Source organism: Burkholderia sp. HI2714 (genome assembly GCF_002223085.1).
Taxonomy (GTDB): Bacteria; Pseudomonadota; Gammaproteobacteria; order Burkholderiales; family Burkholderiaceae; genus Burkholderia; species Burkholderia lata_D.
In genome coordinates this window covers 65,379-82,351 of record NZ_NKFM01000018.1, presented here as the reverse complement: position 1 = coordinate 82,351, position 16,973 = coordinate 65,379, and the positions used below count along the sequence as shown (strand labels likewise).

15 protein-coding genes are annotated in these 16,973 nt (G+C 69.2%); 2 read left to right on the top strand and 13 right to left on the bottom strand.

Going from position 1 to position 16,973, the window contains the following annotated elements; translation table 11 throughout:
- Positions 1–81: 81 nt before the first annotated feature.
- Together CFB82_RS07825 and CFB82_RS07820 are read left to right on the top strand one after the other, a co-directional pair.
- Positions 82–1,164: a porin gene (locus tag CFB82_RS07825; protein WP_089483834.1), complete on the top strand. Its 1,083-nt coding sequence runs from the start codon at positions 82–84 to the stop codon at positions 1,162–1,164.
- A gap of 45 nt (positions 1,165–1,209) precedes the next feature.
- Positions 1,210–2,700, top strand: coding sequence for an MmgE/PrpD family protein (locus tag CFB82_RS07820; protein ID WP_089483833.1), 1,491 nt, complete (start codon positions 1,210–1,212; stop codon positions 2,698–2,700).
- A gap of 43 nt (positions 2,701–2,743) precedes the next feature.
- On the opposite strand, the gene CFB82_RS07815 is transcribed toward CFB82_RS07820, so the two are convergent.
- The 13 genes from CFB82_RS07815 to CFB82_RS07755 all read right to left on the bottom strand — a co-directional run bounded on the left by CFB82_RS07815 (position 2,744) and on the right by CFB82_RS07755 (position 16,967).
- A complete protein-coding gene (locus CFB82_RS07815; RefSeq protein WP_069249278.1) occupies positions 2,744–3,682 on the bottom strand; it encodes a LysR family transcriptional regulator in 939 nt (312 codons plus the stop codon).
- A 273-nt stretch (positions 3,683–3,955) separates the two neighbouring features.
- The gene (locus tag CFB82_RS07810) at positions 3,956–4,975 is read right to left on the bottom strand and encodes a cyclase family protein (RefSeq protein ID WP_089483832.1); all 1,020 of its coding nucleotides are present in this window, start codon (positions 4,973–4,975) and stop codon (positions 3,956–3,958) included.
- On the bottom strand, positions 4,972–6,459 hold the full coding sequence (locus CFB82_RS07805) for an MmgE/PrpD family protein (RefSeq protein ID WP_089483831.1): 1,488 nt from the start codon (positions 6,457–6,459) through the stop codon (positions 4,972–4,974). The genes CFB82_RS07810 and CFB82_RS07805 overlap by 4 nt, the downstream gene beginning before the upstream one ends.
- Positions 6,456–7,319: an HpcH/HpaI aldolase/citrate lyase family protein gene (locus CFB82_RS07800; protein ID WP_089483830.1), complete on the bottom strand. Its 864-nt coding sequence runs from the start codon at positions 7,317–7,319 to the stop codon at positions 6,456–6,458. The genes CFB82_RS07805 and CFB82_RS07800 overlap by 4 nt, the downstream gene beginning before the upstream one ends.
- Positions 7,316–8,554, bottom strand: coding sequence for a CaiB/BaiF CoA transferase family protein (locus tag CFB82_RS07795; RefSeq protein WP_089483829.1), 1,239 nt, complete (start codon positions 8,552–8,554; stop codon positions 7,316–7,318). The genes CFB82_RS07800 and CFB82_RS07795 overlap by 4 nt, the downstream gene beginning before the upstream one ends.
- A gap of 102 nt (positions 8,555–8,656) precedes the next feature.
- Positions 8,657–9,820, bottom strand: a complete 1,164-nt coding sequence (locus CFB82_RS07790) for a quinone oxidoreductase family protein (RefSeq protein WP_089483828.1) — start codon at positions 9,818–9,820, stop codon at positions 8,657–8,659.
- Between the two features lie 58 nt (positions 9,821–9,878).
- Positions 9,879–10,466 carry a hydrolase gene (locus CFB82_RS07785; RefSeq protein WP_089483827.1) on the bottom strand — a complete coding sequence of 196 codons (588 nt, stop codon included), beginning with the start codon at positions 10,464–10,466 and terminating at the stop codon, positions 9,879–9,881.
- Positions 10,467–10,475: 9 nt separating this feature from the next.
- Positions 10,476–11,966: an MFS transporter gene (locus CFB82_RS07780; protein WP_089483826.1), complete on the bottom strand. Its 1,491-nt coding sequence runs from the start codon at positions 11,964–11,966 to the stop codon at positions 10,476–10,478.
- A gap of 472 nt (positions 11,967–12,438) precedes the next feature.
- Positions 12,439–13,185, bottom strand: a complete 747-nt coding sequence (locus CFB82_RS07775; protein WP_089483825.1) for an SDR family NAD(P)-dependent oxidoreductase — start codon at positions 13,183–13,185, stop codon at positions 12,439–12,441.
- Between the two features lie 174 nt (positions 13,186–13,359).
- Complete coding sequence (locus CFB82_RS07770) at positions 13,360–14,064, bottom strand: ABC transporter ATP-binding protein (RefSeq protein ID WP_089483824.1); 705 nt, start codon at positions 14,062–14,064, stop codon at positions 13,360–13,362.
- Positions 14,061–14,813, bottom strand: coding sequence for an ABC transporter ATP-binding protein (locus CFB82_RS07765; protein WP_089483823.1), 753 nt, complete (start codon positions 14,811–14,813; stop codon positions 14,061–14,063). Before CFB82_RS07765 ends, CFB82_RS07770 begins: the two co-directional genes overlap by 4 nt.
- Positions 14,810–16,039, bottom strand: coding sequence for a branched-chain amino acid ABC transporter permease (locus CFB82_RS07760; protein WP_089483822.1), 1,230 nt, complete (start codon positions 16,037–16,039; stop codon positions 14,810–14,812). Before CFB82_RS07760 ends, CFB82_RS07765 begins: the two co-directional genes overlap by 4 nt.
- On the bottom strand, positions 16,032–16,967 hold the full coding sequence (locus tag CFB82_RS07755) for a branched-chain amino acid ABC transporter permease (protein ID WP_089483897.1): 936 nt from the start codon (positions 16,965–16,967) through the stop codon (positions 16,032–16,034). Before CFB82_RS07755 ends, CFB82_RS07760 begins: the two co-directional genes overlap by 8 nt.
- Positions 16,968–16,973: the final 6 nt, after the last annotated feature.

Genomic DNA, 16,973 nt, shown 5'->3' with positions numbered 1-16,973 from the left:
CCCCGGATAGCGCTGCGGCGCCGCGCCTCTCGACCCGCGCGGCGCATGGAGAACAACAACCTCAAACAAGGAGACAGCCCCATGGGCAAGCGAATGTCCGCATTGTGCGGACTGGGCCTCGTATCGGCCGGCGCCTGCGCGCAAAGCAGCCTCACGCTGTATGGCGTCGCCGACGTGTACACCGAATTTCTCACCGGCCAGGTCGCACCGGACGGCAAATCGTCGGCATCGCTCGTGCGGATGGCGTCGGGCGGCAAGAGCGGTTCGCGCTGGGGCCTGAAGGGCGTCGAGAATCTCGGCGGCGGCTGGCAGGCGGCGTTTCGCGTCGAAAGCAGCATCAACCTGACCAACGGTACCGGTGCCGGCTCGGGCGGCTTCGACCGCTCCGCGTGGGTCGCACTGCAGCACGACCGCTGGGGCGCACTGCGGCTCGGCCGCCAGTACACGACGCTGTTCGACATCATGGAGCGCTATTCGCCGACGGGCGCCTATTCGACGCTGTACGAGCCGGACGGCGCGATCGTCGGCATCAACTATCGCGAGAACAACGTCGTCAAATACCTGGCGAAGCTCGGCGCGCTGACGCTCGAAACGCACTACGCGTTCAGCGGTACGGCGGGCGCGTTCCAGTCGAACGCCGCGTACGGCGCAGGCTTCGACTACGCCGGCGATGCGTTCTCGTTCGCCGCGGCGTTCGACGATGTCCACACGCCGCAGCCCGGCGGCTTCGCGCATTTCCGCCGCTACGCCGCTTCCGCCCTCGTGCCGCTCGGCCGCGCCCAACTGCTGGCCGGTGTCGAACACGCGCACAGCGACATCGCCGCGCCGTCGGTCGTGACGAACTTCACGTTCTGGTGGGCCGGCGTCCGTTACGCGATCACCGATTTCCTGCAGGTGATCGGCGCGGTCTATTACGAACACATCCGTACGCAGAATCCCGCCCATGCACCCGCGCCGGCGTCGCATCCCGTCAGTCCGCAGCAGGTCACGCTGCAGTTGAACTACTTCGTGTCGAAGACGGTGACGCTGTACCTGGCGGGCGGCTACGCGCATCGCGCCGCGCTCGATTTCGACAACGACAACTACAACTTCCTGCACTACTCGCTCGCCGCCGGCCGCTCGGGCAGTGCGGGCGTCGCGCTCGGCCTGCGCAAGGCGTTCTGACATCGCCGCCCCTCCCCGCACCTGACACCTTCGGAGTCCAGAACCATGAACCGCCGCCATTTCCTTTCCGCCCTGACCGGCGCTGCGCTGACACTGCCCGTCATGCGCGCCCGCGCCGATGCGTCACCCGCCGCCAGCGGCGCCGTGCGCGCCGACCTGCGCGATACCGACCGGCCCGAACTCGCGCGGCAGCTCGCCGACTATGCAGCCGGGCTGCAGTATCGCGACCTCGACGCCGCGACGGTCGAGACGATCAAGGCGCATCTGATCGACGCACTCGGCTGCGCGATCGCCGCCTACGACGAGCCGCCCGTGCGCATCGCGCGCAATGCGGCGCTCGCCTCGCCCGGCGGTGTCGCGACCGTGATCGGGACGAACCGGCGCACGAACCCCGATCTCGCCGCATTCGCAACCGGCACGGCGCTGCGCTACTTCGATTTCAACGATGCGTATGCCGGCAAGGAGACCGGCCATCCGAGCGACAACGTCGCCGCGTGCCTCGCGGTCGCCGAAGCGCAGCACGCCACCGGCCGCGACCTGATCCTGTCGATCGCGATCGCGTACGAAATCGCGTGCCGGCTGATGGATGCCGCCGCCATCAGCCCCCGCGGCTGGGACCACACCTGCTACAGCCTGCCCGCCGTCGCGCTCGCCACGGGGAAACTGATGCACCTGCCCGCGCCGCAACTCGTGCAGGCGGTCAACCTGTCGATCAACAGCCATCTCGCGCTGAACCAGACACGGGTGCAGCAGTTGTCCAACTGGAAAGCGCTCGCCGACGCGGACGCGGCGCGCAACGCGGTGTTTTCGACCGAACTCGCCCGCGCCGGCCTCACCGGCCCCGCGCCGATCTTCGAAGGGACGGCCGGGTTCTTCGAGCGGGTATCCGGGCCGTTCACGCTCGATACGGGCGAATTCGGCGGGCGCGGCGGCGCGTTCCGGATCGGCCGATGCTTCGTGAAGTTCTATCCGGCGCAAGGGCTCACGCAAACGGCGATTCCGGCCGCGCTCGCGGTCGCCGCCCAGGTCGGCGACCTGCGGCGCATCCGCCGCATCGAGATCCACACGACCGAAGTCGGCTACGTGACGGCCGGCCGCGATCCGGAGAAATGGGCGCCGTCGACCCACGAGACCGCCGATCACAGCCTGCCTTACATCGTCGCGCGGGCGATGCTCGACGGCGACATCACGACCCGAAGCTATGCGAGCGCCGCGCTGCGCGACCCGGCATTGCGCGCGCTGGTCGGAAAAATCACGGTCAGCGCCGATCCGGCGCTGACGGCCCGCTATCCCGCGCATGCGCCGAATCGCGTGACGGCCGTGTGCGACGACGGCACGATTCACGCGAAGCAGGTGGACGACCTGCCGGGTTCGCCGACGCAACCGATGCAGCGCGACGACTACGAAGCGAAGTTCATGAAGAACTGCCGGCCGCACTGGAGCGCGGCACGGATGCGTGCCGCGCTCGATTATCTGTGGCGCCTCGACGAACAGCCCGACGTCGCGACGCTGCCGCCGCTGTTCGTCATGGGCTGACCCGTGCACGGCCGGCACCACGCGGCACCCCGCGGCTTCACGCTCAGCCGACGCTGAACGCGTCCGCCGCGACGTCGTCCTCGAGCGACTCCGCGACCGCAATGATCATGCGACGCATCCAGCCGTGCGCGTTGCTCGCATCGTACCGGTGATGCCAGTACAGCGACCACGTGACCGGCTCCATCGCGAGCGGCAGTTCGCGGATCACGAGGCGCGGATCGCCGAGGCTCAGCGCGTGCCGCTCCGACATGATCACCGCGTACGGCAGCGCATCGAGCATGTTCGGCACGACGAGCCAGTGCGGCACGTTGAGCACGATGCGGCGCTTGCAGCCCATGTTCGCGAGCAGGTTGTCGATCAGGCTGTGGTCGACCGGGTTGATCGATACGTTGAGGAAGTCGAGTGCGAGGAACCGTTCGAGCGTCAGCGGCTTGTCCGCGTCGGGATGCTTGCGGCTCAGCATGCAGACCAGCCGGTCGTGAAATACGGTTTCCGACGACAGCGTGCCGGCATGCTCGAGGCCCGCGCTGATCGCCATGTCGAGCCGCCCCGCTTCGAGCGCTTCGGCCGTCTTGGCGGCGCTCGGATGCACGACGTCCAGGCTGATATTCGGCGCCGCCGTGCGCATGCGCCGCAGCAATGCGGGCAGCAGCAGCAATTCGGTCAGATCCGACATTCTGACCGTGAAATGACGTTCCGATGTAAAAGGATGGAATTGATAATCCGATTCAAACAATTCTTCTATTTGTTGCATGATTTGCCGGACCGGCGAGATCAGCGCCTGGGCACGCGGCGTCAGTTCCAGCCCTATCGCGCCGCGCGCGAGGATCTCGTCGTTGAACAGATACCGCAGCCGCGACAGCGCATTGCTGACCGCCGGCTGCGTCAGGCCGACCTTCAGGCCGGCCCGTGTCACCTGTTTCTCGGTCAGCAGCGCATCGAGTATGACCAGCAGGTTCAGGTCGATCGAACGTAGATTCATGATTGTGACCATCCACTAAACGGGTTAATCGCCCTCCCCGGTTCACGATTATCGCAATGGGGAATTCCCCTGATATTTAGTTCAATAAACGAGAATAGTCCAATCTTGACGTTTCAATATTTTTTATATACCTGCCGCCATTGATTCGGTTTTTGATTTAAATGACTCGTTTTCCAGGATTTTTTTTGAAAAACGAGTCAATCGAAATCAGCAATCGATGGATGGAAACGGTTCGCGCCGGCACGCGCGGACGGGCCGCCGTCCGCCCGCGCGTCAGACCGTCGCGACCGGATTCACCGGCGCACCGACCAGGCCCCGGATATGCAGCGGGGGCGCGGTCAGCAGGAACCGGTTGCGCCGATGCGCACGCAGCCAGTTCGCGAGCGGCGTCAGATGCCACAGCTCGCCGAGGTGGATGCCGAGCTTGAACAGGCACAGCTCGTGCAGCGGCATCAGCGCACCCGGCTGCGCGAGCGGCTGCGCATGCTGCGGCCGCTCCTCGATCGCATGGTTGTCGGCCACGAGCGCGGCGAGCCGTGACTCGTCGATCCACTGCAGCAGGCGGGCGTCGCTGCTGTCCAGTACGCACGCACTCGCGATGGTCGCGGGCGACCCGCTCTCGTCATTCAGCAGCAGATCGGCGAAGCCGGTGTGAATACAGACGATGTCGCCCTGCTCGACGCGCACGTCGTCTTCTTCCATCACGCGCATCAGCTGCGCGTAGCCGACTTTCGTACGGGCGATGCCGAAGTGATGCCGCAGGTCGATCAGCACGCCGCGCCCCTGCACGCCGGTCCGCGCCATCACCTCGATGCCGAGTGCGTGCGCGCCGCCGGTGGCGTCGCCCTCCTGCGGCACCCGCAGATGCTCGCCCATCCGGAAGCCGTTGTAGAACACGATTTCAGGCACGCCGTCGCCGTCCGCATCGAATACGCCGCCGACATGCGCGAGACCGTCCCATTGCGTAGAGAACTGCGAATGCATGCAGAACGAATCGTCGCAGACCACGTCGGTTGCGTTTGCAACCTGTTCATCCGCGCGATAGCCGAAGTACGGCTTGCCGCCCAGCAGCGCCGGCATGATCGCCGGTGGCCGGCGGCGTGCGTTCAGCCCGCCGCCGCGCGGCACGTCGAGCGGCAGGCTCAGCGAGAACGACAGGCCTTCGCGCACCTCGGCAACGCCCTGCCGCACGTTGTCCGGAGTCAGCCAGTTCAGCCGCCCTTTCTGGTCGTCCGGACCGAAATCGCCCCAGTTCGAGCCGGGCGGCCGCTTGTTCCAGCGTGGTGTGCTCAAGATGGATCTCCTCCTTTCGGGTTCGCATGCGCGCCGGACGTCAACGCCGCCAGCCCATCGAGCGGCGCGCCGTCGGCGAGCGCCTGCACCGCGTCGCGCAGTTCGAGCGCGCGAGGCAGGCCGATCGTCGAACTCGCCGCGAGTACAAATTTCGCGACGAGTTCCTGTTCGGTCAGCGGCCGCGCATTGGTGCCCTTGCTCGACTCAACGCGCGCCTCGAGCACCTGTCCGTCGCGCAATTCCACCCGCAGCACGGCGGGCAGGAAATGCGGGAACCGCTCGTCGCACCACGGATCGCCGACGCAGCGCACCTTCGCGGCCAGCGCACGGCGCGCGGGATCCCGCACGAGCGTGTCGTCGAAATCGTCGAACCAGACACCGAGCCCGCCGCCGCCGAGCAGCGCGGCCGCGACGGTGTACGGCCCCGAGAACGCCGCCGCATACCCGTCCGGCGGGTTGGCCTTCAGCGCGGCCGGCTCGCCGATCGTGCGCAGCGTCGACGTCGCGACCCGCAGCTCGGCGGACACCACGTCGTCGGCCGTCACGCCCTGCACCTTCAACTGCAATGCCGCGTCGATGCCAGGATGCGTGAAGTGGTTGCACGGATACGGCTTGAAGATGATCCGGCTCGTCTCCCAGTCGACACCGAGTTCGCGCAACACAGCGTCGACGTCGGCCAGCTCGCCGCACCACGCGCGGAAGAAGCCGAAGCGGCCTTCGAGCGCGGTCGGCGGCGCGGTCACGCCCGCGCCCGCCAGTTCCGCCGCGCTCACGCCCGCATGCGCGGCCCAGCCGCAGTGGATCCGCTTCACGGAGCCGCCGGTGCGATTGGCTTCGAGCAGGCCCGCGCCCATGCTCGCGGCAATGCCGAGCGCGGCGGCGATTTGCGCGGCGTCGAGCCCGAACAGCATCGCCGCGGCCGCAGCGGCGCCGACCGTCCCGCAGATCGACGTCGCATGCTGGCCGCGCTCGAAGAACACCGAATTGCCGATCTGCGGGTTATAGGCGGCCACGCCGAGCCGGATGCAGATTTCGGTGCCGACCGTGATCGCATCGAGCAACGCCGTGCCCGACGCGCCGCTCGCCTGTGCGGCGGCAAGCGCGGCCGGAATCACCGACGCGCTCGGATGCAGCACCGACAGCATGTGCGAGTCGTCGAAATCCATCGCGTGCGCAAGCGTGCCGTTGACGAGCGCGGCACTCGCGGCCGGCAGCCGGTCGGGCGCGCCGATCACGGTCGCCGGGCCGTTGCCGGCCCAGCGCCGCGCGACCTGCAGCACGGACTGTGCGACGGGCTCGTCGTGCGCGATCAGGCTGTTGCCGACCAGGTCGAGCACGCGGGCGGCGGCCTCGACGCGCAGCGTGCGGTCGAGCCCATCGGTGCGCACCGCCGCCGCGAAGCGACCGAGCGCGCCGATGATGCCGTCCGGACTCACGGGCCCGGCGACCGCGGCCGGGGCGGTAAGCGTGTCGGGCGCGTTCATGCCGGTGCTCCGTCGCGCCGGAGATGGGTCGCCAGCGCGAGCGTCACGCGCGCGTTCGCGATCAGCGGCGGCGCCACCACGCGGCCGTCGGGCAGCACGAACACCGACGATTCGCCGTCCGCCGCATCGACCGCCTCCAGCACGCGCTCGGCCGCGCGGATTTCCTCGTCCGACGGCGTGAACACCGCGTTGATGACCGGAACCTGCGAAGGATGAATCGCGAAGCGGCCGACGAACCCCATCGATTTCGCGCGCAACGTCGACTCCTTCAGACCGTCGAGATCGTTCAGCGTGTGATAAACCGTCTGGATCGGCCCGTTCAGCCCCGCCGCGCGCGACACCACCACGCAGCGCGCGCGACACACTTCGAGCGTGAAGTTGTCGACGCCGATCCGCAGGTCGGCGCGCAAATCGCTTTCGCCGAGCCCGATCCGCTCCAGCCGCGGCGATGCGGTCGCGAGCTGGTAAGCCGTCTCCACGCCATACGCCGATTCGATCAGGATCTGGATCCCCGCTTCGCTGCCGAGCGCATCGAGCCAGCCCGCGACTTCCTGGATATGCGCGGGGAAATCGCACTTCGGCAGACGCAGCGCCTGCAGCGCGGGCAGCGCGATCGCCTCGACGTCGTCGCGGCACCATGGACTCCCGATCGGGTTGACGCGCACGTAGGTCGGCTTCGGCGGGCGGCCCGCGAGGATCGCGGCGGCGGCCTTGCGGGCGTCGATCTTGTGGCTCGCCGGCACGGCGTCCTCGAGATCCAGCACGATCGCATCGGCGTCGCTCGCATAGGCCTTCTCGACCACCTGCGTCTTGTGCGCAGGCACGTACAGATAGCTGCGGCAGGTTGCGCTCTGTTTCAAATCACACCTCGTTCGGTCAAATCGGCAAGGTCCTGCGGTTCCAGTCCCAATGCGCCGAATACTTCATCGTTGTGCGCGCCGCGCGACGGCCCGCCCCAGCGGATCGCGCCGGGGGTATCGGACAGCCGGAACGGCACGTTGTGCGTGCGGAACGCGCCCAGTTCGGCGTCGGCCACCGATACGACCGAGCCGAGCGCCGCATACTGCGGATCGTCGAGCACGTCGGCCACGTCGTAGATCGGCGCGACGGCCGCCTCCGCGCGTTCGAACTCATCGAGCACCTCGGCGCGCGTGCGCTGCCCGATCCAGCCGCCGACCGCCGCGTCGAGCTCGTCCGCATGCTTCGCGCGCTCGACGCCGCTCGCGAACCATGGCTGGCCGATCAGGTCGGCTCGGCCGACGAGCCGCATCACGCGCTCGGCGATGCTGTGCGCCGACGTCGACAGCGCGACCCACTTGCCGTCCGACGTGCGATACACGCCGCGCGGCGAATTGTTCGGCGAGCGGTTGCCGGTGCGCTCGGGCACGCGCCCCGTCTGGTCGTAGCTCGCGACCTGCGCGCCCATCGCCGCCAGCATCGTCTCGATGATCGCGAGATCGACCACCTGCCCGCGTCCGGTGCGATCGCGCGCCTTCAGCGCCGTCATGATCGCGAACGCGGCGGTCAGCCCCGCCACCGTGTCCGCCAATGGAAACGACGGAAGCAGCGGCGGTCCGCCGGCCTCGCCGGTCGCCGCCGCCAGCCCGCTCATCGCCTCCGCGAGCGTGCCGAAGCCCGGGCGGCGCGCATACGGGCCGAACTGGCCGAAGCCCGTCACGCGGACCAGCACGAGCCGCGGATTGATCGCGGACAGCACGTCGTAGCCGAGCCCCCAGCGCTCCAGCGTGCCGGGCCGGAAATTCTCGACCACGACGTCGGCCTGCGCCGCCAGCTCGCGGAAGATCCGCTGGCCGTCGGCCGTGCCGAGATTCAGCGTGACCGCCCGCTTGTTGCGCGCGACCACCTTCCACCACAACGGGACGTCGTCGCGGCGCGCGCCGTACTTGCGCGCCGGATCGCCCGTCGGATGCTCCACCTTGATCACGTCGGCACCGTAGTCGGCGAGCATCGTCGCCGCGAGCGGGCCGGCGAACAGCGTCGCGGCGTCGATCACGCGAATGCCGCCGAGCGGCGCGCGGCTGGAGCTGTCCGACGCCGTGCCGGCGTCGACCTCCCCGGTTTCCACTGAGGCCATGGCGTTCTCCTACGAGATGGATTGCACGGCGCGCCGTGCGTCGCCATCGTCTGCATGACTAATCATCGTGCGACGAGGCAGGCACGGCGCGCGACCCGCGGCTTAGACCGCGTTGATCCGATAAATCGGGAAATACGTCTCGATCTTCCCGTTCAGGTAATCGGACGCCAGCTTCGGCACGTCGTCGAAATCGAAGATCTCGGTCGGTTCCTGGCCGATCCAGCCGGTCGACTCCTGGAAGTCGCGGATCGTGATGCTGTCGTCGTAACGCCACGCGTGCGTGTGGATGTGCAGGCGGCGGTTGATGCATTCCGTCGCGCGCAGGTTCCACAGACGCATCCCGGTTTTCCAGCCGACGGTTGCGACGATGCCGGTGCGGCCCGTCACACGCATCGTCGCGCGATACAGTGCGCCGCCGAGATTGTCGAGGAAGATCGCGACGCCGCGGCCGCCGCTCAGCTCGGCGATCGTTTCGGCAAAGATGCGCTCCGACTCCCGGTAACGTGCCTGATATTCCGGATCGGCGCGGTAGCGCGCCTCGTCATACGCGAGATCCGGAAACTTGCGGCGGTCGACCGGCGTGATGCCAAGCTTCGCGAGTTCCTCGAGCCGGCGATCGTTGCTCGCCGTCATCGCGACGCGAAAGCCCTCGCGCTTCGCCAGTTGCAACTCGGCCAGCGTCGTGCCGCCGCCCCAGCCGAACACCAGATAGTCGGCCGGATCGACGTCCGGCAATTGCGAACGCCAGCACGTCGACGCGACCTTCCAGTTGTCCCACGCGGTGAAGTAGCGGCCGTAGGTCGCCCATTGCAGCAGCGAGTGACGGCTGTCGGTCGGCACCGGCACCAGGTTGTCGGCGCGCATCTTGGTGCGCTGCGCCATCACGCCGATCGTGCCGGGCGCGTCGTACGCGTAGACGAGTTCGGCGAACCCGTATTCGTCGCGCTTGCCGAACGGCATCACCATGCAGATCTCGCCGTCCTTCAGCGTACCGACCGCGCTGCCGCGCTCCAGGACACGCACCAGCGCGCCGTTGCCCAGCACGATCTTGTCCTCGCGGCGCTGGCGGCAGATATCGACCGGATTACGCGACAGCGCGTGGTCGAGGTTCGCTTCCCACGATCCGTACAGCGGCTCGACGAGCACCTCGTCGGCTTCGAGACTGGAAAATTCGAAGGTCTCGCGGCGCAGCTCGCCCGCGACGGGCGGCTGCTGGCGGGTCGGTTCCGGTCCTGCGTAAAGAACCCATGCATCGGTCTTGATCATCGTCATTCCTCGGTAAACGACTGGTATGTGAAAAAGCGCGCCGAACGACTCGCCGGCTTCAGCGCGACTGGGCCTGCTCCAGTGCCGCCTCCACGTCCGCCGCCGCGGCGACCTGCCCGAGCTTCGGGAAGATCTGGGTCAGCGCGAACGTCTGCGCATCGGCCGACGAGGTGCTGACCGCGTCGCTCACGACGACGACGTTGTAGTTGTTTTCGTAAGCCTGGCGCGCCGTCGATTCGACGCCGATGTTGGTCGCGATGCCCGTCAGCACGATGTCGGTGATGCCGCGGCGGCGCAGCTGCACGTCCAGGTCGGTGCCGGTGAACGCGCCCCACTGATGCTTCGTCACGACGATGTCGGACGGCTGCACGCCGAGCGCCGGCGCGAACGCGCTCCATTCGGGATCGAGATTCGGCGGCGGCGACGGCGCGTCCGTCTTCACCTTCAGCGCGACGCCGCCGTCCGGCAGGTAGCTCGTGTGCACGTAGATGACGGGCAACCCCAGCGCGCGAAAAGCCGCCGCCAGCTCGACCGTCTTCGCGACCACCTGTGCGCCGGTGTAGGGCGTGACCGGCAGCGAGACGATACCGTTCTGCAGATCGATGGCGACGAGCGCGGCGGTGCGATTGAGCGTCGGAATGGACATGTAAAACCCTCACTTTTGTTGTGGAACGGAAGAAACGGCGGCATCGAGGTGCCGGCTCGATACGGCATTGAGCAACAGCAGCACGCTGATGACCGCCAGGACGACGGCAAGCTCGCGCAGGCCGCGGTCGCTCGCCGGATGGCCGAGCGCGAGACCGACGAGCGCGAACGACAGGCTGCCGCCGACGTACTGCGCGGTGCGATACAGCCCCGAGGCCGTGCCGATCCGGTCGTGCGGCGTGCTCTGGTAGAGCGTGGCCTGGTTGCCGAGATTGTTGAAACCATTAGGAATACCAAACACGATGGACAGCAGGACGATCGCAGCGATCGGCAGGCTGCTCGTCATCAGGCTCATCACGACGCTGCCGATGCAGAGCAGCGCGGAACCGATGACCAGCACCGGGCGCGCGCCGTGACGGTGCACGATGCGGGTCGCGAGCATCGTCGTGACCGTACCGACACCGGCGACCGGCAGCATCACGAGGCCGGCATCGGCGGCCGACAGCCCCCTCGCCTCCTGCAGCCACATCGGCAGCGCGTAGAAGATCGCGTAGAACACCGCATAGGTGCCGACGCAGCGCAGGTACGTGCCGAGCAGCGGACGGTTGTCCGCCAGCATGCGAATGTCGATCAGCGGCGCCGCGGCCTGGCGCTCGCGGTGGATCAGGAGCGGCACCAGCACGAGCGTCGCGGCCAGCAGCAGCCAGTCGGGTTCGCGCGTCACCGATTGCAGGAACAGCAGCAGGCTCGCGAGTGTCAGCACGAACAGCACGACGCCCGGCAGGTCCAGTTCCTTCAGCGTGTCGCGTGCGTGCCCGCCGCGACGGACGGGGTCGGCCGGAATCCACAGCCACGCGAACAGGAAGGCGGCCAGCACGATCGGCACGTTGATCCAGAAGATCGCGCGCCAGCCGGCAAACTGCACGAGCGCGCCGCCGAGCGGCGGGCCGAACGCGACGGCCACCTGTGCCGCGATCGAGATCGCGCCGAGGCCGCCCGTCGGCGTCGCGCCGTTCGCGTGCCGCTGCGACCACGCACGAATCATCGCCATGCCGGCCGGATAGGCGGCGGACGTGCCGATGCCGAGCGCGACGCGCGACGCGATCAGCCAGCCGAGCGTCGGCGCGAACGGCGCAAGCGACGACGCGACCAGCACGATCGCGAGGCCGACACAGAAGATCCGCTTCGCACCGAAGCGATCGGCGAGCCGCCCCATCGTCGGCTGGCCGGCGGCCGTCGCGAGATAGAGACCCGATACGAGCCAGAGCGTATCGATGCGCGCCTGCGCGGCGCCGTGCGGCGCGAATGCCTGCTGGATGCTGACGAGCGCGACCGCGATCATCGACGAGTTCAGCGCGTTGAGCAGCGTGCCGAGCACGATCGGACCCACCAGCTTCGCCGGCAGGCGCAGACCTGCGTTGCGTCGGTCGTCGCCGCCTTCGAGCGGGCCGCCGGCGGTTGGACGTGCCGCGTGCCCGGATCGATCGTGAGTCGTTTTCATGGCGCCTTCGCGTGGTGAATGTGCATCGTTCGATGAATGTCGAACGTGCGTTCACCATACCGCTCGGCGCGCCGCGGATGAAATGGATTGTTGCGATGCACACATTCGCAACTTGAATGGGTGGCATGCGCGTGACGCACCGAACCGGCACCTGTCGAGAGGGTGACGCGGCACGGGAAACGCCCGTCAGCCTTACGCGACGGGCGATCGAAGAGAATTCGGGGAGATGGCTTCAGTCATGCACGGCGAGCGGGACGCACCGTCGCCACGCACGTCGCATGACAGTTTTATGCCGCGGTGCGATGCGGGATCAGAGGGCGGCCTCTACAGGAATCGTAGTCATCCCGCATGTGTACATCGAATGCCGTGGGTCGCACGGCAACCGGCGGCACGCCGCGTGGCCTGCCGACGCAGACTCGCCGCAGCGTCCGCCGGATTTCGTCGCCCCTGCTGCCGGGGCGGCGTGATCCGGTCAGTTCAACCCGCCGCTCACGACGAGGTGCTCGCCGGTCATCCAGCGTGCATCGTCCGATGCGAGGAACACGGCGACCGACGCGATGTCGCCCGGCTCGCCGAGGCGGCCGAGCGGCGTCTGGCCGAGCACCTGCGCCTCGAGATCGGAACCGATGATGCCCGCGCTGTGCGTGCCTTCGGTCACGACCATCCCCGGGTTGATCGCGTTCACGCGGATCTTGCGCGGCGCGAGTTCGAGCGCGAGCACGCCGGTGATCGCGTCGACCGCGCCCTTCGTGCCGCTGTACACGGCGCTGGCGGGCGGCGTGATGCTGGTCACCACCGAGCTGATGTTGATGATGCTCGCGCCTTCGCCAAGATGCTTGACCGCTGCCTGCGTGGTCAGCAGCACACCGAACACGTTCGTGTCGAACTGACGGCGGTAGTGCTCTTCGGTGATCGCTTCGATCGGCGCGAATTCGTACACGCCGGAATTGTTGACGAGCACGTCGAGACGGCCGTACGTGTCGATCGCCGTATCGACGATGCGCTGCGCATCCGCCGCCTTCGACACGTCGCCGCCCACCGCGACCGCGCGGCCGCCGGCTTCGACGATCGCGCTCACGACCGCATCGGCGCCCGCCTTGCTGCTCGCGTAGTTGACGACGACCGACGCGCCTTCCGCGGCCAGTGCCTTCGCGATCGCCGCGCCGATGCCCTTCGAGCCGCCCGTGACGATCGCGACCTTGTTTGCCAGCTTGCTCATGATTTCATTCCTCAGTCCAGGACTTTCGATGGATGGCGCCGGCTGCCGCGTTGCTGCGTCGTTGCGTCGATATGCAACCGGTATGGCTGGCAATTTACGGTGCGGCACCGCAGCGATAAAGCGGCTCGACGCGAATTGACTGGCAGCGTTTTCCGAACAATCGCTCGCGCGCCGTCAGCCGGCGCTCAGCCATGCGTTCGCGACGTCGCCGCCCAGGCCGTCGAGCGCACCGTCGTAGACGATCCGTCCGCGCCCCATGACCGCGACGCGCCGCGCGAGCCGCGGCGCGAACTGCAGCCGCTGCTCGATCAGCACGATCGCGACACCGTCCGCCTGCAGCGCGGCAAGGCACGTGCCGACTTCGTCGACCGCGAGCGGCGCGAGCCCTTCGGCCGGTTCGTCGACGATCAGCACGCGCGGGCGGGCGGCCAGCGCCCGCACCAGCGCGAGCACCTGCTGCTCGCCGCCCGACAGCCGCCCCGCTTTCACGTCCGCGCGCGCGGCCAGCAACGGAAAGCGGTCGAACAACCGTTCGAGCGCCGTCCGTTCGGCCGCGCCGCTGGCGCCGCGCAGCCCGAGCCGCAGGTTGTCACGTACCGTCAGCAGCGGGAACACGTCGCGGCTTTCGGCGACGTAAGCAACGCCGCGCCGCGCGATCTCGAACGTGCGCGCCCCCACGCATTCGGCGCCGCCGATGCGCACCGAGCCGGCCGTGCGCACGAGCCCCATCACGGCCTTCGCGAGCGTCGAGCGCCCCGAGCCGTTGCGGCCGAGCAGCGCGAGCGTCTCGCCCGGCGCGAGCGCGAGGTCGACGCCGTCGAGCACGGGTTGCAGCCCGTACCACGCGCGCAGGTCGCGAATGTCGAGCAACGCGCTCATGGGCCGCCCTCGCCCAGATAGGCGGCACGCACGGCCGGATCGGCGCGGATCGCATCGGGCGCGCCGGTCGCGACCACCGTGCCGCGCACGAGCACCGTGATGCGTTCGGCGAAGCCGAACACCGCATCCATGTCGTGTTCGATCAGCAGGACCGTGCGCCCCTGCGTCGTTGCACGAATCAACGCGATCATCCGCGCCGCCTGCGCGCGGCTCATCCCGGCCGTCGGCTCGTCGAGCAGCAGCGTGCGCGCGCCGCTCGCGAGTGCGATCCCGAGATCGAGCGCGCGCTGTTCCGCGTAGCTCAGTTCGCCGGCCGGCGTGTCGCGGTGCGCATCGAGGCCGATGTCGTGCAGCACGCGAGCGGCCGCGAGATCGACCGACGCCGATTCGCGCAGCCGGTTCCACCAGCGCCGCCGTTCGGCCGGCGCATGCAGCGCCGCGCAGCGCAGGTTATCGAACACGGTCAGCCGCGCGAATGCGCTCGTCTGCTGGAAACTGCGGCCGATGCCGAGCCGGCTCGCGACGACCGGCCCGCGCCCGCGCAGCTCGACGCCGTGCAGCACGACGCGCCCGCGCGTCGGCCGCACCGCGCCGGCGATCACGCCGAACAGCGTCGACTTGCCCGCGCCGTTCGGCCCGATCAGCGCATGACGCTCGCCGGCCGCGATGCTCAGCTCGACGCCGTCGAGCACCGTCTGCGCGCCGAAGCGCTGCACCACGCCGTGCAGCGCGATCGCGTTGCCGTTCATCGCCGGTCCTCCCGCTTGCCGGCCTGCCCGCCCGGCGCGAGCCGCGCGCGCCAGCCCCACAGCAGCGTACCGATGCCGAACGCGGAGCACGCGACGGCCCAGCCGGCCGGCGTATCGGCGTCGACGCTCCAGGCGCCGAACGCGAAGCCCGCGCCGTCGTCCTGCGCGAAACGCCACGCGTAGCCGAGCTCGGCCGCGCAGACGATCGCGACGCTCCAGAACACGCACGCACCGACCGCGCACAGCATGCGCCACCGCTCGGCCGCCGGCGCACCGCGCCGCAACGCATGCGCGAGCGCCTGCACGATCCCGGCGATCCCGCGCGGCGCGGCCACGACGATCACGACGAACAGCACGCCGAGATACAGCGCCCACGCGCGCGACACGCCCGCGACGACGATGCTCAGCACCGTGAGCACGGCCGCACCGGCCGCCGGCCCGAAGAACGCGCCGGTGCCGCCGATCACCGCGGCGATCAGCACGGTCGCCGAGCGCGCCATCGATACGCTGTCGGGCGTCGCGATCTCGACGTCGATCAGCGTCAGCGTGCCGGCGACGCCGGCGAAGAACGACGCGCAGGTGACCATCGCGAGCCGCACGCGGCGCGGATCGGACCCGAGCGCGGCGACGCGCACCGGGTTGTCGCGCACCGCATTCGCGAGCCGCGCGAGCGGCGTGCGCGTCAGCGCATGCATCGCCCACGCCGACGCGAGGCACCACGCGGCGATCACCGCATAAGCCTGGACGGGTGCGCCGAAATGCCAGCCGCCCCACGGCGTGCCGCTCGCGCGGTCGATCGGCACGCCGCCGATTCCGCCGAACCAGGCCGGCACGCTCCACGCGGCGGCCGCGACGCATTCGCCGAGCCCGAGCGTGATCATCGCGAACGCGGTGCCCGAGCGGCGCGTCGCGAGCAGCCCGGCGACGAAGCCGAAAGCGGCACCGGCCACGCCGCCGACGAGCGGCAACAGCGGCAGCGGGCCGCCAAAGTGGTTGAACCAGTGCGCGGCCGCGAACGCGCCGAGGCCCGCGAACGCCGCGTGCCCGAACGACAGCAGCCCGGTCGTGCCGAGCTGCAGGTTGTACGACAGTGCGAGCACGACGAGCGCGGCCGTCTGCGCGAGATAGCCGAGCACCACGCCATGCGGCCACAGCCACGCGGGCAGCACGACGCATGCCGAGAACAGGGACCAGCGCGCGACGCCGGCGAGCATGCGGCTACGCATCGGCACGCTCGCCGAACAGCCCGCGCGGCCGCGCGACCAGCACCACGACGAGCAGCAGGTACGGCACCAGCGGCGCCAGCTGTGCGATCGACACCGCGGCCACGCTGTCGGGCAGCACGATGCCGGCCCATTCCGTCAGGTCGCGCAGCGACGTGTCGCTCGCGGCCGCGAAGGTCTGCGCGAAGCCGACCGCGAGCGACGCCGCGAACGCGCCGCCGAGCGAGCCGAGCCCGCCGATCACGACGATCGCGAACACGACCGACCCGACGGTCTCGGCCAGCGCGGGTTCGATCACCGCGAGCGGCGCGCCGATCACGCCGGCCAGCGCCGCGAGCGCGGTGCCCGCGCCGAACAGCGCCGTCATCACGCGCGGCACGTCATAGCCGAGCGCCTCGACGGCCGCGCGGTGCGTGAGCGCCGCGCGCACGACGAGCCCGATGCGCGACGCGCGCAGCAGTGCGCCGAGCGCGACCAGCATCGCCGTGGACATCCCCATCATGAACAGCCGGTAGCGCGGCAGCGCGAGGCCGAATACGGTCACGGGCGCGCCGTCGAACAGCGCCGGCACGGGCGCCGGCAGCGGCGCGAGGCCCCACACGAGTTTCGCGCCCTCGCCGATCAGGTACGCGAGGCCGAAGGTCAGCAGCAGTTCGCTCGTATGGCCGCGCGCCTGCACGCGGCGCAGCAGCATGCGTTCGCAGCCGGCGCCGAGCAGCCCGACCGCGAGCGGCGCGAGCACCAGCGCGGGCCAGAAGCCCGCGCCGGCCGCGATGCTGTAGCCGACGTAGGCGCCGAGCATGTAGAAGCTCGCATGCGCGAAATTGAGCACGCCCTGCACGCTGAAGATCAGCGTGAGGCCGGCCGACAGCATGAACAGCAGCATGCCGTAGCTGAGGCCGTTGAAGGCCTGGAGCGCGAACGCGTGCACCGCGCA